This window comes from Bradyrhizobium sp. LB14.3 (genome assembly GCF_040547985.1).
Lineage (GTDB): Bacteria > Pseudomonadota > Alphaproteobacteria > Rhizobiales > Xanthobacteraceae > Bradyrhizobium.
Map to the genome: position 1 here is coordinate 159,050 of NZ_JBEPQT010000001.1, position 19,298 is coordinate 178,347.

Consider the following 19,298-nt stretch of genomic DNA (forward strand, 5'->3'; position numbering starts at 1 on the left):
GCCGCCTTCTCCGATCGTGCAATGGAGCGTCAGATCCGGATCAGGAGCCCGAACCGAGGCACTTGTTGGTCTTGGTGTTGAAGTTGCCGCACTTCTTGCCGACCCAGTCGCCGACCAGGTCCTTGGAGCCGTCGAGCTCCTTCGACCAGGCATCGCCCGCGACAAGACCCGGGGTTTTCCACACCACGTCGAACTGGCCGTTGGCTTTGATTTCGCCAATGAACACCGGCTTGGTGATGTGATGGTTCGGAAGCATCTTGGAGGTGCCGCCGGTCAGGTTCTTAGCTTCGATGCCCGGGAGCGCATCGATCACCTTGTCCGGATCGGTCGACTTCACTTTCTCGACCGCCTTGACCCACATGTCGAAACCGATGACGTGCGCTTCCATCGGATCGTTGGTCACGCGCTTCGGATTCTTGGTATAGGTCTGCCACGCCTTGATGAACTTCTCGTTCTCCGGCGACTTGATCGACTGGAAGTAGTTCCAGGCGGCGAGATGGCCGAGCAGCGGCTTGGTGTCGATGCCGGCGAGTTCTTCCTCACCCACCGAGAACGCGACGACCGGGATGTCCTTTGCCTTGATGCCCTGGTTGCCGAGCTCCTTGTAGAACGGAACGTTGGCGTCGCCGTTGATGGTCGAGACCACCGCGGTCTTCTTACCGGCCGAGCCGAACTTCTTGATGTCAGCCACGATCGTCTGCCAGTCGGAATGACCGAACGGCGTGTAGTTGATCATGATGTCTTCCTGGGCGACACCCTTGGACTTCAGATAGGCTTCCAGGATCTTGTTGGTGGTGCGCGGATAGACATAGTCGGTGCCCGCGAGCACCCAGCGCTTCACCTTCTCGTCCTTCATCAGATAGTCGACGGCGGGGATCGCCTGCTGGTTCGGCGCAGCACCAGTGTAGAACACGTTGCGCTCGCTCTCCTCGCCCTCGTACTGGACGGGGTAGAACAGGATGCTGTTCAGCTCCTTGAACACCGGGAGCACCGACTTGCGTGACACCGAGGTCCAGCAGCCGAACACGACCGCAACCTTGTCCTTGGTGATCAGCTCGCGCGCCTTCTCGGCGAACAGCGGCCAGTTCGAAGCGGGATCGACGACGACGGCTTCGAGCTTCTTGCCGTTCACGCCGCCCTTCTTGTTCTGCTCGTCGATCAGAAAGAGGATGGTATCCTTCAGCGTGGTTTCGCTGATGGCCATGGTGCCGGAGAGGGAGTGAAGCACGCCGACCTTGATGGTGTCGTCAGCGGCCTTCGCACTGGAAATGGAAGCCAGACCGAGCATCAGTCCGGCGGTCGCGGCGAGAACGCCACGGCGGCTAAATGACGCCGCTATATCGTGAGTGGATTTGCTATGCATGAGTGTCTCATCTCCCTGACGCAGACGTGAAAAACGCTGCGAAACGGCCCCACGGCCGCCTGCGATTAACGGATTCGCAAGAACCGTGCCATGGATTGGACACCAACCAAGTCGTTGTTTTTGTTTGGAAAATTGCCTAAAAACGAAGTATCGCCACTATTCGCCGGCCCAAAATTTAGGCAATTCAAATGTATGCGAAAGCGGCACGCAGGTTACTTTCTGAGCAGGCTGCGCACTCTGGCTAAATTTCCGGCATAACTATTTCTGCACCGCAATCGCCATTTGTGGCCCACGTGCCTTGAAAGCGCCCCCTCAATGTTCCATATGGTGGCTGAGGCCTCTTGCGAATCAAGAGACCGTTGCGAGCCGCGTGTTCTTAAGCCCTTTCGGGCGTCTGGCTTGCCCCATCTCACCAAGCCATCCGACACCCCAAACACGCAGGTGTCCCATTTGACACCCCTATTGCGCGTGCCCCGCTAACTGCGCCGGGCGCCTGCTTTCGACATGGAAAGAACCCCTCTTTTGACTTCCTTTCAGGATTTCGGCCTGGCCGAACCCATCGCACGTGCCCTCACCGAAGAGAACTACGTCACCCCCACCCCCATCCAGGCCCAGACGATCCCGACCGCGCTGACTGGCCGCGACGTGGTCGGCATCGCCCAGACGGGAACCGGCAAGACTGCGGCCTTCGCGCTGCCGATCCTGCACCGCCTGCTCGAGAACCGCATCAAGCCGCAGCCGAAGACGACCCGCGTCCTGGTGCTCTCGCCCACCCGCGAGCTGTCCGGCCAGATCCTCGACAGCTTCAACGCCTATGGCCGCCACATCCGCCTGTCTTCGACGCTCGCCATCGGCGGCGTGCCGATGGGCCGTCAGGTCCGCTCGCTGATGCAGGGCGTCGAGGTGCTGGTCGCCACTCCCGGCCGCCTGCTTGACCTCGTGCAGAGCAACGGACTGAAGCTCGGCAGCGTCGAATTCCTCGTGCTCGACGAGGCCGACCGCATGCTCGACATGGGCTTCATCAACGACATCCGCAAAATCGTCGCCAAGCTGCCGATCAAGCGGCAGACGCTGTTCTTCTCGGCCACCATGCCGAAGGACATCGCCGAGCTGGCCGACGCCATGCTGCGGGACCCGGCCCGCGTTGCGGTCACCCCGGTCTCCTCGACGGTGGAACGCATCCAGCAGCGCATCATCCAGGTCGACTTCTCTTCCAAGCCCGCCTTACTGGCCAAGCTGCTGAAGGACGAGCCGGTCAACCGGGCCCTGGTCTTCACACGCACCAAGCACGGCGCCGACAAGGTCGTAAAGACACTCGAGAAGGCGGGCATCCCCGCCAGCGCCATCCACGGTAACAAGTCGCAGAACCATCGCGAACGGACGCTTGCCCAGTTCCGCACCGGTGAAATCCGCACGCTGGTCGCCACCGATATCGCCGCTCGCGGCATCGATGTCGACGGCATCACCCACGTCATCAATTTTGACCTCCCCAACGTGCCCGAGACCTACGTGCACCGCATCGGCCGCACCGCGCGCGCCGGCGCCGAGGGCACCGCGATCTCGCTGGTCGCAGGCGGCGAGGAACTCGCCTATCTCCGCGACATCGAGCGGTTGATCAAAGTGACGCTGCCGCGCGAAGACCACCGCACCGACGCGGGCCGCCGCGATGCGGGTCCTCCCCCGTCCCAGCAGCGTCAAGGCCGGCCCAGCCGCCCAGGCCAGCGTCCGCAAGGCGCACGGCATGGCGAGGGGCGGCGTGCCGACGAAAGGCATGCTGACGGTCGTCACCACAGTGCCGGCAAGCAGGGCGACGGAAGGCCCGGCAGCGGCCCAAAGGCTTCGAAGCCATCTCGTCACGGCCGCTCCGGCGGCAAGGCGCATTCTTCGCCAAACGGCCGTCCTGAACAGCGTTCCGCGCATAGCGCCGGGGCGTCTGATGGGATACAAGGCGTTGCCTTTTTGCGCCGCGAGAGTCGGCCGAACGGCTAACCGAGCCGCAAACCCCATTCGCACTAGCCGTCCACGACCTGGAGAAATTCATGGCTAAGGAAGAGCTGATCCAGTTCGAAGGACTGGTCACCGAAATCCTCCCCGACGCGCGCTACCGCGTGCAACTCGACGCCGGGCACGAGATCGTCGCCTACACCGCCGGCAAGATGAAGAAAAACCGCATCAAGACGCTGGCGGGCGACCGCGTGACGGTGGAGATGTCGCCCTATGACCTCGAAAAGGGCCGGCTGATTTTCCGCCACAAGGATGAACGCCCGAGCGGCATGGGCGGACCTCCGCGTCCCGGGCAGCGCGGTGGCCAGTTCCGCCGCCGCTAACAGGGGTCAGCGCGCGAGCGCGGACCCAAAATCTCGACCTGTATGCTGATCCGCCGTGACCGTCACGGCGGATCAAAAAAACGTGCATGCAGGATTGTTATGCGGCCTTGTTTCCAGTAAAAACAGCTCATCGATTTTCGGCCGGACGACATTGGCATCCACCGGTACAGCCGGTTCAGACACGCTGACGACCCTTCCAAAATTCGATCTAACCTGTCCGCGCGAGCGGGCTCTTACATTGTGTTATCTGAGAAGGGACTACCCCCATGAGCATGGGAACCGTGAAGTGGTTTAACGCGACCAAGGGCTTCGGCTTCATCCAGCCCGACGACGGCGGCCAGGACGTGTTCGTCCACATCAGCGCCGTCGAGCGCGCTGGCCTCGGCACGCTGAACGAAGGCCAGAAGATCTCCTACGAGATCGTGGCCGACCGCCGTTCCGGCAAGTCGGCAGCGGACAACCTCCGCTCCGCCGGCTGAGCTAGCGCTTAGGGCCCGATCGGCTCAAGCGAACAAGTAAAGGAAAGGCCGGGCGCAACGCCCGGCCTTTTTTTCATTACAGGCAGGACGACGGTACACCGTTGTAAGGAACGCAGGTGACCTGGCGCGGCCGCGTGTAGGAGACATCGGCCAGCGTTACGCCCGACTTCAACACGTAGCCCACCGAAGGTGTGTAAAGGTAGCTCACCTCGCTGAGAATGAGGTAGGTCGACGGGACCAAGAGCGTCGGGGGGATCATCGACGTGACAATGTCGCCTTTCTTGTGGGCCGAGACCGTCAGCGTCGCCTGGGTTGCACCGCTCGCAATGGTGCCGCCCGTGCTCCAGTCAACCGTGGCAATGCTGTTCTTATCGATATGGATCTGCGAGATCGCGCCCTTCACGAGCGTAGCGTCGTAAGGCATGATCACCGATATGCTTGCCGTGAACGTGTCCTGCATGTTGCTATCGGCGAGCGTCGTTGACTGCGACGTCAAATCGGACAGAGTCCGTGCAATCATCGTGACTTTGCTTTTGATGGCCACGGCCGATGAAAATTCGACGGTGCCGAAGAACATCGCCAGCATCAGCGGCACGATGACCGCGAATTCAGTCGCCGCAACCGCGCGCCCGTCGGCGACGAAGTCCCGCACGCAGCTACGGGCTTTTCTCCAGATATTCGCAATCATCTGCATCGGTCCGCTCGGATCCATCTGTCTCAGAAGGGTTCATTCTTGAAGGCCGCTGTCGCCACCAGCAGCCGCTTGTTGCTGCAGCCCATGTTGAAGCCGAGCCCGGTGACGAAGAGCGGCCACTGATAGAACAGCCGCACCACGACGACCTGGCCAGCGGTCCCGGCACCGTACTGCACGCCGGTTGGGTTGAAGTTGCAGGAATCGCCATAGCTGGTGAGGCTCAGCGATCCGAAGCTGTTCGTGCTCACGACGTCGACGTAGAGCTTGGCGCAATCGAACAGCGCCGGGATCTGGTTACAAACGTAAGTCTTGAACGTCGTTTGCGAGCAGGGTGTGCTCACGCCGGATACCGCGCAGGCCGTCACTGAACCGGATTGCGCCTGACCGGTCAGCAACACGCGCGCGGAATTCTGCGCGACGGTCTCGAGCACCTGGCTCGCGAAGAACATCAGCGCCGACTCGATGATGGCGAACAGCAGCGCGAAGAAAACCGGCGCGACGAGCGCGAACTCGACGGCTGCCGAGCCACGGCGGCTGCCGCGAAACCGGCGTAATGCGGCGAGGAGCGTGAACCTCTTAGGCGCGGGCGATGGCATCAAATTCCCCAGCAGCGGCGATCATCTGCCCCATTCAGTAGCGGAAACTGATTGTTTAAGTGTTCAGGCGATCCGCACTCGGCGGCCCGGGCCGTTAAAGGTGCGTTAACCGCGAACGACCCGAGGCTCGGAGAGAGGACCTCACTCGCACGCGCGTGTCCGAGCGGGACGATCTTGCCCGGGCACGCCCGCCAATCGGTCTTGCTAGTTCGTCTTGCTAGTTTGTCTTGGCGCCCGCACCGGCACTGCCGCTGGCCGTGCTGCTCAACGAACCGGCCTGGCTCATCGTGTTGTTGAAGTAGACGTCGCTGTCGCCGAGCGTCACGCGACGCTGGCAAAGCGGCGCGCAGCTGTAGGACTCGCGCTCGATCCCGCGATAGACGGTGACGAGCCGGTCGCTCGGACCTTCGACCTGGATCTGGCGGTCGACCAGGATCTCGCCGCCGCGGTCGAGCGCGATGAAATTGGTGGCGCCATAGCCCTTTCCGGTCACGACGATCATGCCGCCGGGCTGGAGCGTGACGTCGGCGATCATGGGATTGCCGACCACGATGGTCGCCACCTTACCGGGCAGCCGCACCAGCTTGGCCTGGTCGACATTGACGGCGATCGTATCGGCGGTCGGCTCGGCAAGTCCGGCAGCCGGCGATGCCAGCACCGCGGCCGCAACCAGAAGACAGACGCGCGCATGACGGCGCAGCAGTTGTTTACGCATACTCTTACCCCCGGGACGTCACAAACCGGCAGAAGCGATCAGATAGCAGCGGAGCCGGTGCCCGACGCGGCTAACCTGCCCTTAATTCGTGAACGTTCCGCAAATTCGCCGACTATTGTTTGAACGGACTGGCGTTTTGCGGCCCCCGAGGACCCTAGTGGCGGAACGGATAGGCAAGCTGCCCTCCGATCTCCTTCGGCATGGTGGCTTCGTCCTTGCCGTAATCCTGCGGCAGTTCCCCCGCAGGCATGCGGAAGGTGCCGAACAGCACGTCCCAGATCGGGAACGTGCCGGCAAAATTGGTGTCGCCGCCTTCTGTGAGCGAGGTGTGATGCCAGCGGTGGAACACCGGCGTCGCCAGCAGATATTTGAACGGCCCGAAGGTCCAGTTCAGGTTGGCGTGCACGAAGGCCGAATGGAAGGTCGTGAACGGGGCGACCCAGATCATGACGTTCGGGGAAACCCCGGCCATCAGCAGCACGACGTCGACCCCGATCGTGCCGAGCATGAGATTGACGGGATGGAAGCGGGCCGCCGAAATCCAGCTTATCTCCTCCGAGGAGTGATGGATCGCGTGGTACTTCCAGAACCCGCCGCCGTGGAACAACCGGTGCAGCCAGTACAGCATGAAGTCGGACAGGACCAGGAACAGCACGGCCTGGACCCAGAGCGGCAATAGCGACAGCGGGCCGTGGCCATTGTCGTAAAAGGCGATGAGCTCGTCGGCATCGTGGATGTTGAAGACGAAGCTCGCGCCGACGATCAGAAGTCCGATCCGCATGACGCGTGCGAACACCGGAACGAAGAACCAGTAGCAGATGTCCGTAACGATCTCCCGCTTGCGCCACCACGGCACGCCGGGATTGCAGGCCCAGAAATACTCGAGCACGGTGAAGACCACCGCCAGCGCGAACGTCGTGGGGACCACCTTCGCGATGGTCTCGCCGAGCATCAGGGCGACTTGCATGGGCAGGCTCGACATCGTCGTCTCTCTTGCGAATTGCTGGTCCCGCCTACGCGTACTCTCCTACATTTAAGGGACGGTGAAGCCGGCGCTGCGCTTGCTGCACATCCACTTCCGGGGCGAATTGCAGCTGCCGCCTTAAGGTGAAATTCACTCTGGCCAGCGGGAAGCGGGTTTGCCCGATCGAATTAACTCTACCGAAAGAGCTCGGATCTCATGGTCAGCGCGTCAAGCACAGCGCCGAACGAGGCGATCCCACCCCAGATGGAGTTATGTTCATGAAGAACCTGATTGCGCGTTTCGCGAAAGATGAATCCGGCGCCACCGCCATCGAATACGGCCTGATCGCCGCCGGCATCGCGCTGGCCATCATCACCGTCGTCAACAATCTCGGCAGCACGCTGAACACCAAGTTCACCTCGATCAGCACCTCGCTGAAGTAAGCGACCGACGAACGACGGCAAATGCCCCGGACCTCCGGGGCCTTTGTTTTCTAAGACGGTGAGTTCCAGTGGCGTTGCGCAAGTACAGAACCGATGCCGCGGTCGCGGCGAACGAGGCGGAGACGGCGCAGACCGGCTCGCCGGCCTATTGGATCTGCCTTGCGCTGCTGCTTGCGACGACCGCGCTCGCCGCGCGCATCGCCAGTCTCTGGTGAGCACGCGTTCGGCGGGTTGCACCCTTCGGGACCGCGGCCGCCGTTGTCGGTTTGTTTAGCACTGCCGGCTAGCATCCGGCGACGCCAGCTCCGCGCCAAAACCCAGGCCTCAAGACGCAGCCATGATCCTCGACCTTGCGCGCCTTCTGCTCTTCCCTGCCCTGATGGCGTTTGCCGCCGCGAGCGATCTCTTCACGATGACGATCTCGAACCGCGTGTCGCTGGCGCTGGTCGCCGGCTTTTTCGCGCTCGCTCTCGCCGGCGGCATGGCACCTTACGAGATAATGAACCATGTCGGCGCCGGCGCGCTTCTCCTGGTCGTGGCCTTCACCTGTTTTGCAATGGGCTGGATGGGCGGCGGCGACGCCAAGGTCGCCGCGTCGGTCGCGCTCTGGTTCGGCTTCGCGCAATTGATGGATTTTCTGCTCTACGCTTCGCTGTTCGGCGGAGCGCTGACGTTGCTCCTGCTCCAGTTCCGCCAATGGCCATTGCCCTACGGGCTGGCGGGCCAGGCCTGGCTGGCACGGCTGCACGACAAGGAAAGCGGCATCCCTTACGGCATCGCGCTCACGCTCGGCGCGCTGATGATCTACCCGGAGACCGAATGGGTGAAGGCAATCGACCTCGCTCACCTCGCATTGCGCTGAACGCATCGGGTAAACCCGGCGTCAAGGCGATTTAGATACGCCTCATTAACCATGCTTTGACGAATAGCTGGTCAACTGCCGATTACAGCGACGGCAGCGTCGCGGCGTTTGGTGGAAAGTGAAGCGTATGAATAGGGCACGCATTGTCGTCCTGACGGTTGCCATTTGCGCCGGCGGTGTCGCCGCGTACTTGGCGAGCGGCACGGACAATTCTGCGCCGCCTCCGGCTCCGGTCGCGCAGCTTCCGACGGTCGACGTCCTGGTGGCCAAGAACGACATCGGCCTCGGCCAGACCGTCAAACCGGAAGATGTGCAGTGGCAGACCTGGCCGACCGCGACCGCCAGCGCCACTTTTATCCGCCGCAATGAGCGCCCTGAGGCGGTAACCCAGGTCACCGGCTCGATCGCACGCGCTCCCTTCATCCAGGGTGAGCCGATGCGCGACCAGAAGCTGGTCAAGGCCGAAGGCTCCGGCTTCATGGCGGCAATCCTGCCCACCGGCATGCGCGCAATCTCGACCGAGATCTCGCCGGAGACCGGCGCAGGCGGCTTCATCCTGCCCAACGATCGTGTCGACGTGCTTCTGACTCGCCGTCTCAAGAACCCGGACCAGAACAACGGCGCGCCCGATGTCGTCACGTCCGAGATCATCCTGGCCAATGTCCGCGTCCTGGCCATCGACCAGGCACCCAAGGAGAAGGACGGTCAGAACGCGGTGGTCGGCAAGACCGTCACCCTCGAGCTCAACCCCGCGCAGACTGCGACACTCTCCGCCGCGCGCCAGAGCGGCACGCTGTCGCTGGCGCTGCGCAGCATCGTCGACGTCAAGATGAGTGAGATCACGCTCGATGAATCCGCGCAGAAGCGCGACGGCGTTTCCATCATTCGCTATGGCATCCCAAGCTCGACGGCGAAGGCACGATGAGGACTGTCGATATGGAATGCCGGGCAGATTTGACGACGATGCGAACCTCAATGGTCCGCGCCCTGTCGTTTTCGGCTGCCGTTGCGCTCGCGCTCAACCCGGTGCTGACCCCCGCGGTCGCTGCCGACTATCGCCCTGCGGCGCAGGCCGCGGCCGACGGTCAGATGAACGCGCGCTTCCTCTCGCTGGGCATCGGCAAGTCGATCGTGATCGACCTGCCGCGCGACATCAAGGACGTGCTGGTCGCTGATCCCAAGATCGCCAATGCGGTCGTTCGCTCGGCGCAGCGCGCCTACATCATCGGCGCCGCGATCGGCCAGACCAACATCGTGTTCTTCGATTCCGCCGGCCAGCAGATCGCGGCCTATGACATCGCGGTCAAGCGCGACCTCAACGGCGTGCGCGCCGCGCTGAAGCAGGTCCTTCCCAATGCAGACATCCAGATCGACGGACTCGGTGACGGCATCATCCTGACCGGCTCGGCGGCGAACCCGGCCGAAGCCCAGCAGGCCAACGATCTCGCCTCGCGCCTTGCGGGCGGCCCCGAGAAGGTCGTGAACTCGATCGTGGTCCGCGGCCGCGACCAGGTCATGTTGAAGGTGACGGTCGCGGAAGTCGCGCGCAGCATTGTCAAGCAGCTCGGCATCGACCTCACGGCCAACCTCAACTACGGCACCTCGGTCGTCAGCTTCACCAACGCCAATCCGTTCACGGCGCTCGGCCACAACCTCGTCGACGGCAACAACCTGACCACCAAGTTCGGCGCGACCCCGTCGGTGCAGGCCACCCTGCGTGCGATGGAAACCGCTGGCGTGATCCGGACGCTGGCCGAACCGAACCTGACCGCGATCTCCGGTGAATCAGCAACTTTCATCGCCGGCGGTGAATTCCCGGTGCCTGCGGGCTATGCGTGCGACCCAACCACGCATGTCTGTACCACCCAGATCAGCTTCAAGAAGTTCGGCATCTCGCTCAACTTCACCCCGGTCGTTCTCAGCGAGGGCAAGATCAGCCTGCGGGTGATGACCGAGGTCTCTGAGCTCTCAAACGAAAATGCGATCACGCTGTCCCAGGCCGTGACCTCGACGTCGGTCAACTCGCTGACGGTGCCCTCGATCAAGACCCGCCGCGCCGAGACCTCGCTGGAAATTCCCTCCGGCGGCGCGATGGCGATGGCCGGCCTGATCCAGCAGCAGACCAAGCAGGCGGTCAGCGGACTGCCGGGCCTGATGCAGCTTCCGATCCTCGGCACGCTGTTCCGCAGCCGCGACTTCGTCAACAACGCGACCGAGCTGGTCGTGATCGTGACGCCCTATATCGTTCGCGCCGTTGCGCAAAAGGACCTGTCGCGGCCGGATGATGGCTTCTCCGCGCCTGCGGATCCGCAGGCCGAGCTGCTCGGCAACATCAACCGCATCTACGGTGTGCCCGGCCGGACCGAACCGGCCAAAAGCTACCGCGGCACCTACGGCTTCATCACCGACTGAGGCGGAACGGGGACTTCATGAAGATCACAAGACCACCCCAGCTTCGCAGTCGCGCCATCCGCCTCGGTGGCGCGCTCGTCGGCATGGCGCTCGCCCTTGGCGGCTGCCAGCACGACGAAGCGGTCACGGGCTCGATTCCCGACGACTACAAGCAGCGCCATCCGATCGCGATCGAGGAGCAGAACCGCTCCATCGTCGTTTTCGTCGGCCATGCCCGCGGCGGATTGACCGCCGCCCAGCGCGCCGACGTGATGGGCGTCGCGTCGGCCTGGCTGCACGAAGGCACCGGCGCCATCCGGATCGACGTGCCGTCCGGCACGCCCAACGCGCGTCCAGTCGCGGAGACAATGCGTGAAATCCAGGCGATGCTGTCGGCAGCGGGCGTTCCGCCGCGCGGCGTCAACGCGCGTCCTTACCAGCCGGAAGACAAGCGTTTCCTGCCGCCGATCCGGCTCACCTATTCCAAGATCGCCGCGGTCGCAGGTCCCTGCGGCCTGTGGCCGGAGGACATCGGCCCCTCAATGAAGAACAAGAGCTGGTTCGAGAACAAGGACTATTACAATTATGGCTGCGCCTATCAGCGCAACCTCGCGGCGATGGTCGACAATCCATCGGATCTCGAGCAGCCGCGGCCGGAAACGCCGTCTTACACGGCGCGGCGCACTGCCGCGTTCGAGAAGTATCGCAAGGGATTGGCGACGGGCGTCGCCTATCCTGACGCCGACAAAGCCAAACTCAGCGACACCGGCAGATGATCAACTACGCTCGCCAGCCTCAAGAAGAGCAGTCTGAGGCATCTCTCCCCCCGATCGAGGAGCATATTGCGCCTGCGCCGCGCGTTTCCGTGCAGGCCTTCTGCGAGACCGTGGAAACGGCGGCCGCTGTGCAGTCGGCTGGCGAGGATCGCCGTCTCGGCAAGGCCCATCTTAAGATCCAGATGGGCGGTATGGCGGCTGCGGTCGAAGCCTACCGCTCAGCGCCCACGCCGAACGTGATCGTGCTCGAAAGCGATGGCCGCAGCGACATCCTGGGCGGGCTCGACCATCTCGCGACCGTCTGCGACGCCGGCACCCGCGTGGTCGTGATCGGCCGCATCAACGACGTCACGCTCTACCGCGAGCTGGTGCGCCGCGGCGTCAGCGACTACGTGCTTGCGCCAGTCGGCCCGATCGACGTCGTGCGCTCGATCTGCAACCTGTTCTCGGCGCCGGAAGCCAAGGCGGTCGGCCGTATCATCGCTGTGGTCGGCGCCAAGGGCGGCGTCGGCGCTTCGACCATCTCTCACAACGTCGCCTGGGCGATCGCACGCGATCTCGCGATGGACGCGGTCGTCGCCGACCTCGACCTCGCCTTCGGCACCGCCGGGCTCGACTACAACCAGGACCCGCCGCAGGGCATTGCCGACGCCGTGTTCTCGCCCGATCGCGTCGATACCGCCTTCATTGACCGCCTGCTGTCGAAATGCACCGACCACCTCAGTCTGCTGGCGGCGCCGGCGACGCTCGACCGGGTCTATGATTTCGGCACCGACGCCTTCGATGCCGTGTTCGACACGCTGCGCTCCACCATGCCCTGCATCGTGCTCGACGTTCCGCACCAATGGTCGGGCTGGACCAAGCGCGCCTTGATCGGAGCGGACGACATCCTGATCGTAGCAGCGCCCGACCTCGCCAATTTACGCAACACCAAGAACCTATTCGATCTCCTGAAGGCCGCGCGGCCCAACGACAGACCGCCGCTCTACTGCCTGAACCAGGTCGGCGTCCCGAAACGGCCCGAAATCGCCGCGGCGGAGTTCGCCAAGGCGATCGAGAGCCAGCCGGTCGTCTCGATCGCGTTCGAGCCGCAGATCTTCGGCTCGGCGGCCAATAACGGCCAGATGATCGCGGAGATCTCGGCCAACCACAAGTCAATCGAGATGTTCCTTCAGATCGCCCAGCGCCTGACCGGCCGCAGCGAGACGAAGAAGCAAAAATCGTCGTTGCTTTCACCCCTGATTGAGAAGTTGCGGGGAAAATAGCCCCGCATGGAGTTGTTAAGTGTTCGGTAAGCGTAGCGGAACAGACACCGATACTCGGGCCCCGAAGCCCGGCGCTGTGGCGTCAGAGCCTGCCCAGGCTTCGGCGCCCGCCGTGTCGCGCGCGCCGCCGCCGGCGGTCGCCTCGCCGCCGCTTGCCCCGGCGAAGCCTGCGCCGACCATGGAAGCCCGCCGCTCCGACAATTACTACGAGGTCAAGGCGACCATCTTCGGCGCGCTGATCGAAGCCATTGACCTCGCCCAGCTCGCCAAGCTCGATTCGGAGTCCGCGCGCGAGGAAATCCGCGACATCGTCAACGAGATCATCGCGATCAAGAACATCGTGATGTCGATCGCCGAGCAGGAAGAGCTGCTCGACGACATCTGCAATGACGTCCTCGGCTACGGTCCGCTGGAGCCGCTGTTGTCGCGCGACGACATCGCCGATATCATGGTCAACGGTGCCAATACCGTCTACATCGAGGTCAACGGCAAGATCCAGCGCACCGGCATCCGCTTCCGCGACAACCAGCAGCTGCTCAACATCTGCCAGCGCATCGTCAGCCAGGTCGGCCGGCGCGTCGACGAATCCTCGCCGATCTGCGACGCGCGCCTGGCCGACGGCTCCCGCGTCAACGCCATCGTACCGCCGCTGTCGATCGACGGCCCCACGCTCACCATCCGCAAATTCAAGAAGGACAAGCTGACGCTCGATCAGCTCGTCAAGTTCGGCGCGATCTCGCCGGAAGGCGCTGAAATCCTCCAGATCATCGGCCGCGTCCGCTGTAACGTGCTGATCTCCGGCGGTACCGGCTCGGGCAAGACCACGCTGCTCAACTGCCTGACCAACTACATCGAGCACGACGAGCGCGTCATTACTTGCGAAGACGCCGCCGAACTCCAGCTCCAGCAGCCGCACGTGGTGCGGCTGGAAACCCGGCCGCCCAACATCGAGGGCGAAGGCCAGGTCACCATGCGCGAGCTCGTGCGCAACTGCCTGCGTATGCGTCCCGAGCGCATCATCGTCGGCGAGGTCCGTGGACCCGAAGCTTTCGACCTGCTTCAGGCCATGAACACCGGCCATGACGGCTCGATGGGCACGCTGCACGCCAACAATCCCCGCGAAGCGCTGTCACGCTGCGAATCCATGATCACGATGGGCGGCTTTTCGCTTCCATCGCGAACAATCCGCGAGATGATTTGCGCTTCGATCGACGTCATCATCCAGGCCGCGCGTCTGCGCGACGGCTCACGCCGCATCACCCACATCACCGAGGTGATGGGCATGGAAGGCGACACCATCATCACCCAGGACGTCTTCCTCTACGACATGGTCGGCGAGGATGCCAACGGCAAGATCATCGGCCGGCATCGCTCGACCGGCATCGGCCGCCCGAAGTTCTGGGAACGCGCCCGCTATTACGGCGAAGAGAAGCGCCTTGCCGCGGCACTCGACGCCGCAGAAGTGGCGCCCCCGACGTGAGGAAGTCAGCACGGCCATGAACATGCAGGTCCTCGCCCTCGCCTTCCTCGCTACCGCCGCCGTCGGCGGCCTCGCCTGGGTCTTCCTCTATCCAATGCTGTCCGGGGAACGGAAGGCGGAGAGCCGCCGCGCCTCGATCGCGCGCGCCGAGGTGCCCACGGCCCGCGCGGCCGAGAAGACGCAACGCTCGCGTCGCGAGCAGGTCGAGACCTCGCTCAAGGATCTCGAGGCGCGGCGCCAGCAGGAGAAGAGCGTACCGCTCAGTGTTCGCCTGTCGCAGGCCGGCCTCGACTGGGCGCCGCAGAAATTCTGGATCGTCTCCGCCGTCGTGGCGGGCGTGCTGTTCGCAGCCGCCCTGTTCATCGGCGGCGGCCTGCTCGGCGCCGCCGGCCTCGCCTTTGCCGGCGGCCTCGGTCTGCCGCGCTGGGGGCTGGGCTTTCTGAAGAATCGCCGCGAAGCCAAGTTCCTGAAGGCGCTGCCCGACGCTGTCGACGTCATCGTCCGCGGCATCAAGGCGGGCCTGCCGCTGTTCGAATCGATCAAGGTCGTCGCCGCCGACGCGCCCGAGCCGCTGCGCAGCGAGTTTCTGTCCATCATCGAGACCCAGGCGGTCGGCATGCCGCTCGGCGAGGCCTGCACGCGGCTCTACGATCGCATGCCGCTGCCCGAGGCCAACTTCTTCGGCATCGTCATCTCGATCCAGCAAAAGTCGGGCGGAAACCTCTCCGAAGCGCTCGGCAACCTCTCCAAGGTGCTGCGCGACCGCAAGAAGATGAAAGAGAAGATCCAGGCGATGTCGATGGAAGCCAAGGCCTCGGCCGGCATCATCGGCTCGCTGCCGCCGATCGTGATGTTCCTCGTCTATCTCACGACGCCGCAATACATCTCGACGCTTTGGACCCATCCCACAGGCCAGCTCATGCTGGTCGGCTGCGTCGTCTGGATGTCGGTCGGCATCATGGTGATGAAGAAGATGATCAACTTCGACTTCTGATGGTGCCTTATGGTAGAGTTCCTCGTTTCGAAACTTCACGACGTCCACTTCATGACGATGATGCTGGCGGCCGTCGCCGCCAGCGCCACCGTCTATTCGCTGGTGATGCCGCTGTTCGCCGGCGAAGGCCTTGCCAAGCGCATGAAGGCGGTGGCGAACGAACGTGAGCGCATCCGGCAGCGCGAGCGCGAGCGCCTTCACAAGAGCGAAAAGGTCTCGCTGCGCCAGACGCCGAGGCAACTCGTCTCGAAAGTCGTCGATGACTTCAACCTGACCAAATGGCTCGCGCAGGAAGCTGCGCGGGACAAACTCATCATGGCGGGCTATCGCGGCCAGGCGCCCTACATCACTTTCCTGTTCGCCCGCCTGGTGGCCCCGATCGTGTTGTTCGTCGGCTCGGTCGTCTACGTGTTCCTGATCGCGCATATGGAGCAGTCGATGCCGATCAAAATCGGCATCTGCGTCGGTGCGGCCTATCTCGGCCTTCAGGCGCCGATGCTCTTCCTAAGGAACGCGATCTCCAAGCGACAACTCTCGATCAAGCGCGCCTTCCCCGATGCGCTCGACCTGCTCCTGATCTGCATCGAATCCGGCATGTCGGTCGAGATGGCGTTCCGGAAGGTCGCGGTCGAAATCGTGGGCCAGTCGATCGCGCTGTCGGAGGAGTTCACCCTGACCACGGCCGAGCTGTCCTATTTGCAGGACCGCAAGGTCGCCTATGAGAACCTCGCGCGCCGCACCGGGCTCGAGGGCGTCAAGTCGGTATGCCTCGCGCTCCAGCAGGCGGAGCGTTACGGCACCCCGCTCGGCCACTCCTTGCGGGTGATGGCGCAGGAAAACCGCGACATGCGCATGAACGAAGCCGAGAAGAAGGCCGCCGCCCTGCCGCCGAAGCTGACGGTGCCGATGATCCTGTTCTTCCTGCCTGTGCTGTTCGTCGTCATTCTCGGACCGACCGGCATCAAGATCTCCGCGATGCAATGACGCAAGACGCGGACCGCGCGGTCCGCGGTTGTCTTCAGCATTGGAAAATCACGTCTGATCAGTCGGGCTGACCGAGCGAGGCGACCGGAGTCCGCTTCGGGGCCCCGCGCGGGGCGGCGCTGCGGGTCAGCATTTCCTTGAGATAGGCGACATTGGCCGCGGCCTGGTCCGGCGGCAGGTCCGCCTTCACGATGGTCTCGGCTTCGGCGAAGCGGCCCTGGAGACCGACGACCAGACCGAGATTCTGCCGCACCCGCGTGCTTGCGCGCGGCGAGGCGTAGGCCTGTCGCAGCGCGTCTTCGGCCTTCGGCAGGTCTCTTGACAACATGTAGGACAGGCCGAGATTGGAGAGCACGCCGGCATCGCCCGGCGCGATCTTCAGCGCGCTCGCATAATAGGAACGCGCTTCCTCGTGACGACCCATCTGATCGAGCGCGGTACCCTGCACCGAGAGCAGGCGCCAATCCGGATTGTCGGGCGAATGCGCCTTCGACAGCACATCGAAGGCCTGCTGGAAATTTCCGTTGTCGGAGAGCGCGCGACCGTATTGGGCCATCAGCGCCTTGTTGCCGGGATTGGCGATGGTCGCCTGCTCGAGCACGGCGGCGGCCTGGGCGCGCTGGCCGTTGGCGCGCAAGGCCTGGCCGTAGGCGAGCGCCGCCTCGGCGTCCTTGGGATTGGCACGGTAGCGCTCGCCATAGAGTTCAGCGGCGCGCGCGGGATCGGTGGGAGCGGCTTCCGCCCGCGGCCCGATCGAGCCCGTGACGTCGGAGAGCTTCGACATGGCCGTGCAGCCGCCGAGGCCCATGGCCACCGCCGCGACTAGCGAGGTAGACGCAAGAAGCCGGGCAAGACTGAACCGTTCGAGACTGAACCGTTGACGCATGACGCTTTGACTCTCGAGCCGATTGATCGAGCCGAACGCGCCAGCAATAGACTGTTAACCCTAACGGCCGGTTAACGCTCTCCGACCCGCCTGTCACTGCGGCGTCTGCGGCGGCACCTTGCCGCCGAGACCCGGATCGAGGCCGAGCGCCTTCGCCTGCTCGTTCAGGTCCCGCAGCAATTGCAGTCGTTGCTGCGCCTCGACCTCGACATCGATGCCCGGGCGCGCCACCCTCGGCAATTCGCGGCGAAGATCGTCGCGATTGACCAGACGCCTCGCGCGGAGCTCGTCGAGCTGAAAATCGTCGATGCCGAGCACGTTGGCCGATTGCTCGATCAATCGGCGCAGCACCGATGTCACCACGGACGCCGCCTCGGCGTCATGCTTGCACGCAGACCTCGGGAACTTGCTTTCGAGATCGGCCCAGGCGTGAGAGGTGACGAGATAGACGTGGAGCAAATTGGCCCAATCCACCTCCCCGTCGGCATAGAAGGCGCGGCGCAGCAGGAGCCGGCGGGCAAATGCTGTAACCTCATCCCGTTTCAGCGCCGTGCATGCGTCGATCTCGATGGCCGACTGGACGGCCGGGTCACGGGAAAAATCCCGCCCTGCCGGCAGCCTGACGACGCCGTGCGGCAGGTTCGAATCGAGCGGCCTGAAGACTCCGTCGTTGCGTGATCGTGAGTAGCGGGCGATCGCGAAGCGATACTCCATACGGCCGGCATGGGACATCGGGCCGAAATGGATGACGTTGAAGCCGGCATCGTCACCGGCCTGCCCGGTCGATGACGGACAGGACAAGACGTAGATCGTGCGCCACAATGCTTCACCGCTCTCGCTCGACGTGGCACGCGGATCGGGGATCGAATAACGTGTCAGCCCCTCGACATGCCGGTGCCCGTGCAGAACCAGATCGACGTTGAGCGACGTCGCCGCTTCGAGGAAGGTCGCGGGCGCGGCGAGATACATCAGCGGCTCGTCAGGCACGCCGAGAAATCGCTTCCCCTCTCCGGTTGCCTGCGGCAGCGGATGATGGTGCAGCGCCAGCACACGCACGAGGTTTTCCGCCGGCTCGGCATAATCGGCGCGGCTGGCCGACCTAAGGCTGCCCGCAAGCTCGACGCTCAGCCGCGCGGAATCCGCAACCATGGCGTTATAGGCGCCCTCGTCCAATTTGCCGCTCGCGAGTGTCGTAATGCTGGCGCGGTTGGAATCGAGCAGCACCAGATCGAGGCCGGCCTGGCGGTAGTAGAGGCTCTTCGAGGTGCGTGGCAGATGCAGGTAATCATAGACGTCGTGGCGGCCTGCACGCTGGCTCGGGCGCTTGACGTCGTGATTGCCGGCAATCGCCTGGATGTCGGTGAACAGCCCGGTCTGCCGGAAGGACGCAATGACGGCGAGCGTCTCGATCGTCGCAAGCAGCCGACCCGTCCCGTCCAGATGCAGGTCGGAGATGTGTACAATAACAAACGATCTATCCATCCTGCGCCGCTTGTTTACAAATGCTGCGCCGCCCAAACGATAAGAGAAATGCCTTCGACGATCAGGTTCAGTCCGGTTTCAACCCGGGCCGCGATGAGCCTCGCCACATGCAGAACCGCACGACACAATCTAAAATAATTATCGATAATGCCACAACCGCAGCGCTAGTAAAGCCCTTGCGGCCACACTCGCGTGAACGGCAGTTCTCAGCATGGGATACGAGCCCTATCCGACGATGGTTTCGCTCGCCCGATCAATATTCGATGGCCATCCGCTTGCGGATTTCGTCGATGCGCTTGTCGAGCGCATCGAACCGCGCGTGAACGGAGCGGTCGTGGAGATAGAAGACGTAACCGCCGGCAAGGAATGCGAAGATCCAATGATGATGCTCGACATAGCCGAAAATCGCCTCGACGGCCTGGCCCATGAATGTGACCACGCTCCACACAAATTCCATTGCATTCCTCCCGGCCGGCTTGGTCGTCGGCCGCCGGATATCTCCGCACCTGACGGCCGTTGCCGGAACGTAGCATGGCCCTCCTGCTGCGAGTAGCGGATCGCCGAATGGTGAGCGCAAAGCTGATTGCAGCGGCGGCG

Annotated in this window: 21 protein-coding genes; 13 read left to right on the plus strand and 8 right to left on the minus strand. The window is 63.5% G+C overall.

All coding sequences use genetic code 11. The annotated features are described in order from the left end of the window. Positions 1-40: 40 nt before the first annotated feature. Positions 41-1,363, minus strand: coding sequence for an urea ABC transporter substrate-binding protein (gene urtA, locus ABIB00_RS00775; protein ID WP_247343819.1), 1,323 nt, complete (start codon positions 1,361-1,363; stop codon positions 41-43). A gap of 504 nt (positions 1,364-1,867) precedes the next feature. On the opposite strand from urtA, the gene ABIB00_RS00780 reads away from it, so the two are divergent. The 3 genes from ABIB00_RS00780 to ABIB00_RS00790 all read left to right on the plus strand — a co-directional run bounded on the left by ABIB00_RS00780 (position 1,868) and on the right by ABIB00_RS00790 (position 4,169). After that, on the plus strand, positions 1,868-3,352 hold the full coding sequence (locus ABIB00_RS00780) for a DEAD/DEAH box helicase (RefSeq protein ID WP_354103052.1): 1,485 nt from the start codon (positions 1,868-1,870) through the stop codon (positions 3,350-3,352). Positions 3,353-3,402: 50 nt separating this feature from the next. Then, on the plus strand, positions 3,403-3,690 hold the full coding sequence (infA, locus tag ABIB00_RS00785; protein ID WP_007599789.1) for a translation initiation factor IF-1: 288 nt from the start codon (positions 3,403-3,405) through the stop codon (positions 3,688-3,690). A gap of 266 nt (positions 3,691-3,956) precedes the next feature. Beyond that, complete coding sequence (locus ABIB00_RS00790) at positions 3,957-4,169, plus strand: cold-shock protein (protein ID WP_247320093.1); 213 nt, start codon at positions 3,957-3,959, stop codon at positions 4,167-4,169. 76 nt (positions 4,170-4,245) lie between these two features. On the opposite strand, the gene ABIB00_RS00795 is transcribed toward ABIB00_RS00790, so the two are convergent. From ABIB00_RS00795 to ABIB00_RS00810, 4 genes are all read right to left on the minus strand, one after another. After that, positions 4,246-4,863: a TadE/TadG family type IV pilus assembly protein gene (locus tag ABIB00_RS00795; protein WP_247343825.1), complete on the minus strand. Its 618-nt coding sequence runs from the start codon at positions 4,861-4,863 to the stop codon at positions 4,246-4,248. A 23-nt stretch (positions 4,864-4,886) separates the two neighbouring features. Beyond that, complete coding sequence (locus ABIB00_RS00800; RefSeq protein ID WP_354103053.1) at positions 4,887-5,459, minus strand: TadE/TadG family type IV pilus assembly protein; 573 nt, start codon at positions 5,457-5,459, stop codon at positions 4,887-4,889. A gap of 217 nt (positions 5,460-5,676) precedes the next feature. Continuing rightward, positions 5,677-6,174 carry a pilus assembly protein N-terminal domain-containing protein gene (locus ABIB00_RS00805; protein WP_247343830.1) on the minus strand — a complete coding sequence of 166 codons (498 nt, stop codon included), beginning with the start codon at positions 6,172-6,174 and terminating at the stop codon, positions 5,677-5,679. Between the two features lie 154 nt (positions 6,175-6,328). Continuing rightward, a complete protein-coding gene (locus ABIB00_RS00810; protein ID WP_354103054.1) occupies positions 6,329-7,156 on the minus strand; it encodes a sterol desaturase family protein in 828 nt (275 codons plus the stop codon). A gap of 260 nt (positions 7,157-7,416) precedes the next feature. Between ABIB00_RS00810 and ABIB00_RS00815 the strand changes: the two genes are divergently transcribed. From ABIB00_RS00815 to ABIB00_RS00860, 10 genes are all read left to right on the plus strand, one after another. Next, the gene (locus tag ABIB00_RS00815) at positions 7,417-7,581 is read left to right on the plus strand and encodes a Flp family type IVb pilin (RefSeq protein ID WP_011084259.1); all 165 of its coding nucleotides are present in this window, start codon (positions 7,417-7,419) and stop codon (positions 7,579-7,581) included. A 68-nt stretch (positions 7,582-7,649) separates the two neighbouring features. Then, the gene (locus ABIB00_RS00820; RefSeq protein ID WP_247343835.1) at positions 7,650-7,796 is read left to right on the plus strand and encodes a hypothetical protein; all 147 of its coding nucleotides are present in this window, start codon (positions 7,650-7,652) and stop codon (positions 7,794-7,796) included. A gap of 122 nt (positions 7,797-7,918) precedes the next feature. After that, positions 7,919-8,443 carry an A24 family peptidase gene (locus ABIB00_RS00825; RefSeq protein ID WP_354103055.1) on the plus strand — a complete coding sequence of 175 codons (525 nt, stop codon included), beginning with the start codon at positions 7,919-7,921 and terminating at the stop codon, positions 8,441-8,443. 127 nt (positions 8,444-8,570) lie between these two features. Further along, positions 8,571-9,368 carry a Flp pilus assembly protein CpaB gene (cpaB, locus tag ABIB00_RS00830; RefSeq protein ID WP_247446287.1) on the plus strand — a complete coding sequence of 266 codons (798 nt, stop codon included), beginning with the start codon at positions 8,571-8,573 and terminating at the stop codon, positions 9,366-9,368. A gap of 11 nt (positions 9,369-9,379) precedes the next feature. Next, positions 9,380-10,855, plus strand: coding sequence for a type II and III secretion system protein family protein (locus ABIB00_RS00835; RefSeq protein WP_354103398.1), 1,476 nt, complete (start codon positions 9,380-9,382; stop codon positions 10,853-10,855). A gap of 17 nt (positions 10,856-10,872) precedes the next feature. Then, positions 10,873-11,610 (plus strand): CpaD family pilus assembly protein, encoded by a 738-nt coding sequence (locus ABIB00_RS00840; RefSeq protein ID WP_247343843.1) that lies wholly within the window; start codon positions 10,873-10,875, stop codon positions 11,608-11,610. Beyond that, entirely contained in the window at positions 11,607-12,875 is a 1,269-nt protein-coding gene (locus ABIB00_RS00845) for a CpaE/TadZ family protein (RefSeq protein ID WP_247446286.1), read from the plus strand. The genes ABIB00_RS00840 and ABIB00_RS00845 overlap by 4 nt, the downstream gene beginning before the upstream one ends. A gap of 19 nt (positions 12,876-12,894) precedes the next feature. After that, positions 12,895-14,355 carry a TadA family conjugal transfer-associated ATPase gene (locus ABIB00_RS00850; RefSeq protein WP_354103056.1) on the plus strand — a complete coding sequence of 487 codons (1,461 nt, stop codon included), beginning with the start codon at positions 12,895-12,897 and terminating at the stop codon, positions 14,353-14,355. A 16-nt stretch (positions 14,356-14,371) separates the two neighbouring features. Beyond that, complete coding sequence (locus tag ABIB00_RS00855) at positions 14,372-15,349, plus strand: type II secretion system F family protein (RefSeq protein WP_354103057.1); 978 nt, start codon at positions 14,372-14,374, stop codon at positions 15,347-15,349. A 9-nt stretch (positions 15,350-15,358) separates the two neighbouring features. Then, positions 15,359-16,333 (plus strand): type II secretion system F family protein, encoded by a 975-nt coding sequence (locus tag ABIB00_RS00860; protein WP_354103058.1) that lies wholly within the window; start codon positions 15,359-15,361, stop codon positions 16,331-16,333. 58 nt (positions 16,334-16,391) lie between these two features. On the opposite strand, the gene ABIB00_RS00865 is transcribed toward ABIB00_RS00860, so the two are convergent. The 3 genes from ABIB00_RS00865 to ABIB00_RS00875 form a co-directional block, all read right to left on the minus strand. Continuing rightward, positions 16,392-17,219, minus strand: coding sequence for a tetratricopeptide repeat protein (locus ABIB00_RS00865; protein ID WP_354103059.1), 828 nt, complete (start codon positions 17,217-17,219; stop codon positions 16,392-16,394). Positions 17,220-17,312: 93 nt separating this feature from the next. Further along, positions 17,313-18,701 (minus strand): metallophosphoesterase family protein, encoded by a 1,389-nt coding sequence (locus ABIB00_RS00870; RefSeq protein ID WP_354103060.1) that lies wholly within the window; start codon positions 18,699-18,701, stop codon positions 17,313-17,315. 253 nt (positions 18,702-18,954) lie between these two features. After that, positions 18,955-19,158: a hypothetical protein gene (locus ABIB00_RS00875; protein WP_354044638.1), complete on the minus strand. Its 204-nt coding sequence runs from the start codon at positions 19,156-19,158 to the stop codon at positions 18,955-18,957. Between the last annotated feature and the right edge of the window lie 140 nt (positions 19,159-19,298).

What these genes read in the sequence shown, in the direction of transcription:
- urtA (WP_247343819.1), bottom strand. Translation starts at nt 1,363, where the DNA reads ATGCATAGCAAATCCACTCACGATATAGCGGCGTCATTTAGCCGCCGT.
- ABIB00_RS00780 (WP_354103052.1), top strand. Translation starts at nt 1,868, where the DNA reads ATGGAAAGAACCCCTCTTTTGACTTCCTTTCAGGATTTCGGCCTGGCC.
- infA (WP_007599789.1), top strand. Translation starts at nt 3,403, where the DNA reads ATGGCTAAGGAAGAGCTGATCCAGTTCGAAGGACTGGTCACCGAAATC.
- ABIB00_RS00790 (WP_247320093.1), top strand. Translation starts at nt 3,957, where the DNA reads ATGAGCATGGGAACCGTGAAGTGGTTTAACGCGACCAAGGGCTTCGGC.
- ABIB00_RS00795 (WP_247343825.1), bottom strand. Translation starts at nt 4,863, where the DNA reads ATGCAGATGATTGCGAATATCTGGAGAAAAGCCCGTAGCTGCGTGCGG.
- ABIB00_RS00800 (WP_354103053.1), bottom strand. Translation starts at nt 5,459, where the DNA reads ATGCCATCGCCCGCGCCTAAGAGGTTCACGCTCCTCGCCGCATTACGC.
- ABIB00_RS00805 (WP_247343830.1), bottom strand. Translation starts at nt 6,174, where the DNA reads ATGCGTAAACAACTGCTGCGCCGTCATGCGCGCGTCTGTCTTCTGGTT.
- ABIB00_RS00810 (WP_354103054.1), bottom strand. Translation starts at nt 7,156, where the DNA reads ATGTCGAGCCTGCCCATGCAAGTCGCCCTGATGCTCGGCGAGACCATC.
- ABIB00_RS00815 (WP_011084259.1), top strand. Translation starts at nt 7,417, where the DNA reads ATGAAGAACCTGATTGCGCGTTTCGCGAAAGATGAATCCGGCGCCACC.
- ABIB00_RS00825 (WP_354103055.1), top strand. Translation starts at nt 7,919, where the DNA reads ATGATCCTCGACCTTGCGCGCCTTCTGCTCTTCCCTGCCCTGATGGCG.
- cpaB (WP_247446287.1), top strand. Translation starts at nt 8,571, where the DNA reads ATGAATAGGGCACGCATTGTCGTCCTGACGGTTGCCATTTGCGCCGGC.
- ABIB00_RS00835 (WP_354103398.1), top strand. Translation starts at nt 9,380, where the DNA reads ATGGAATGCCGGGCAGATTTGACGACGATGCGAACCTCAATGGTCCGC.
- ABIB00_RS00840 (WP_247343843.1), top strand. Translation starts at nt 10,873, where the DNA reads ATGAAGATCACAAGACCACCCCAGCTTCGCAGTCGCGCCATCCGCCTC.
- ABIB00_RS00845 (WP_247446286.1), top strand. Translation starts at nt 11,607, where the DNA reads ATGATCAACTACGCTCGCCAGCCTCAAGAAGAGCAGTCTGAGGCATCT.
- ABIB00_RS00855 (WP_354103057.1), top strand. Translation starts at nt 14,372, where the DNA reads ATGAACATGCAGGTCCTCGCCCTCGCCTTCCTCGCTACCGCCGCCGTC.
- ABIB00_RS00860 (WP_354103058.1), top strand. Translation starts at nt 15,359, where the DNA reads ATGGTAGAGTTCCTCGTTTCGAAACTTCACGACGTCCACTTCATGACG.
- ABIB00_RS00865 (WP_354103059.1), bottom strand. Translation starts at nt 17,219, where the DNA reads ATGCGTCAACGGTTCAGTCTCGAACGGTTCAGTCTTGCCCGGCTTCTT.
- ABIB00_RS00870 (WP_354103060.1), bottom strand. Translation starts at nt 18,701, where the DNA reads ATGGATAGATCGTTTGTTATTGTACACATCTCCGACCTGCATCTGGAC.
- ABIB00_RS00875 (WP_354044638.1), bottom strand. Translation starts at nt 19,158, where the DNA reads ATGGAATTTGTGTGGAGCGTGGTCACATTCATGGGCCAGGCCGTCGAG.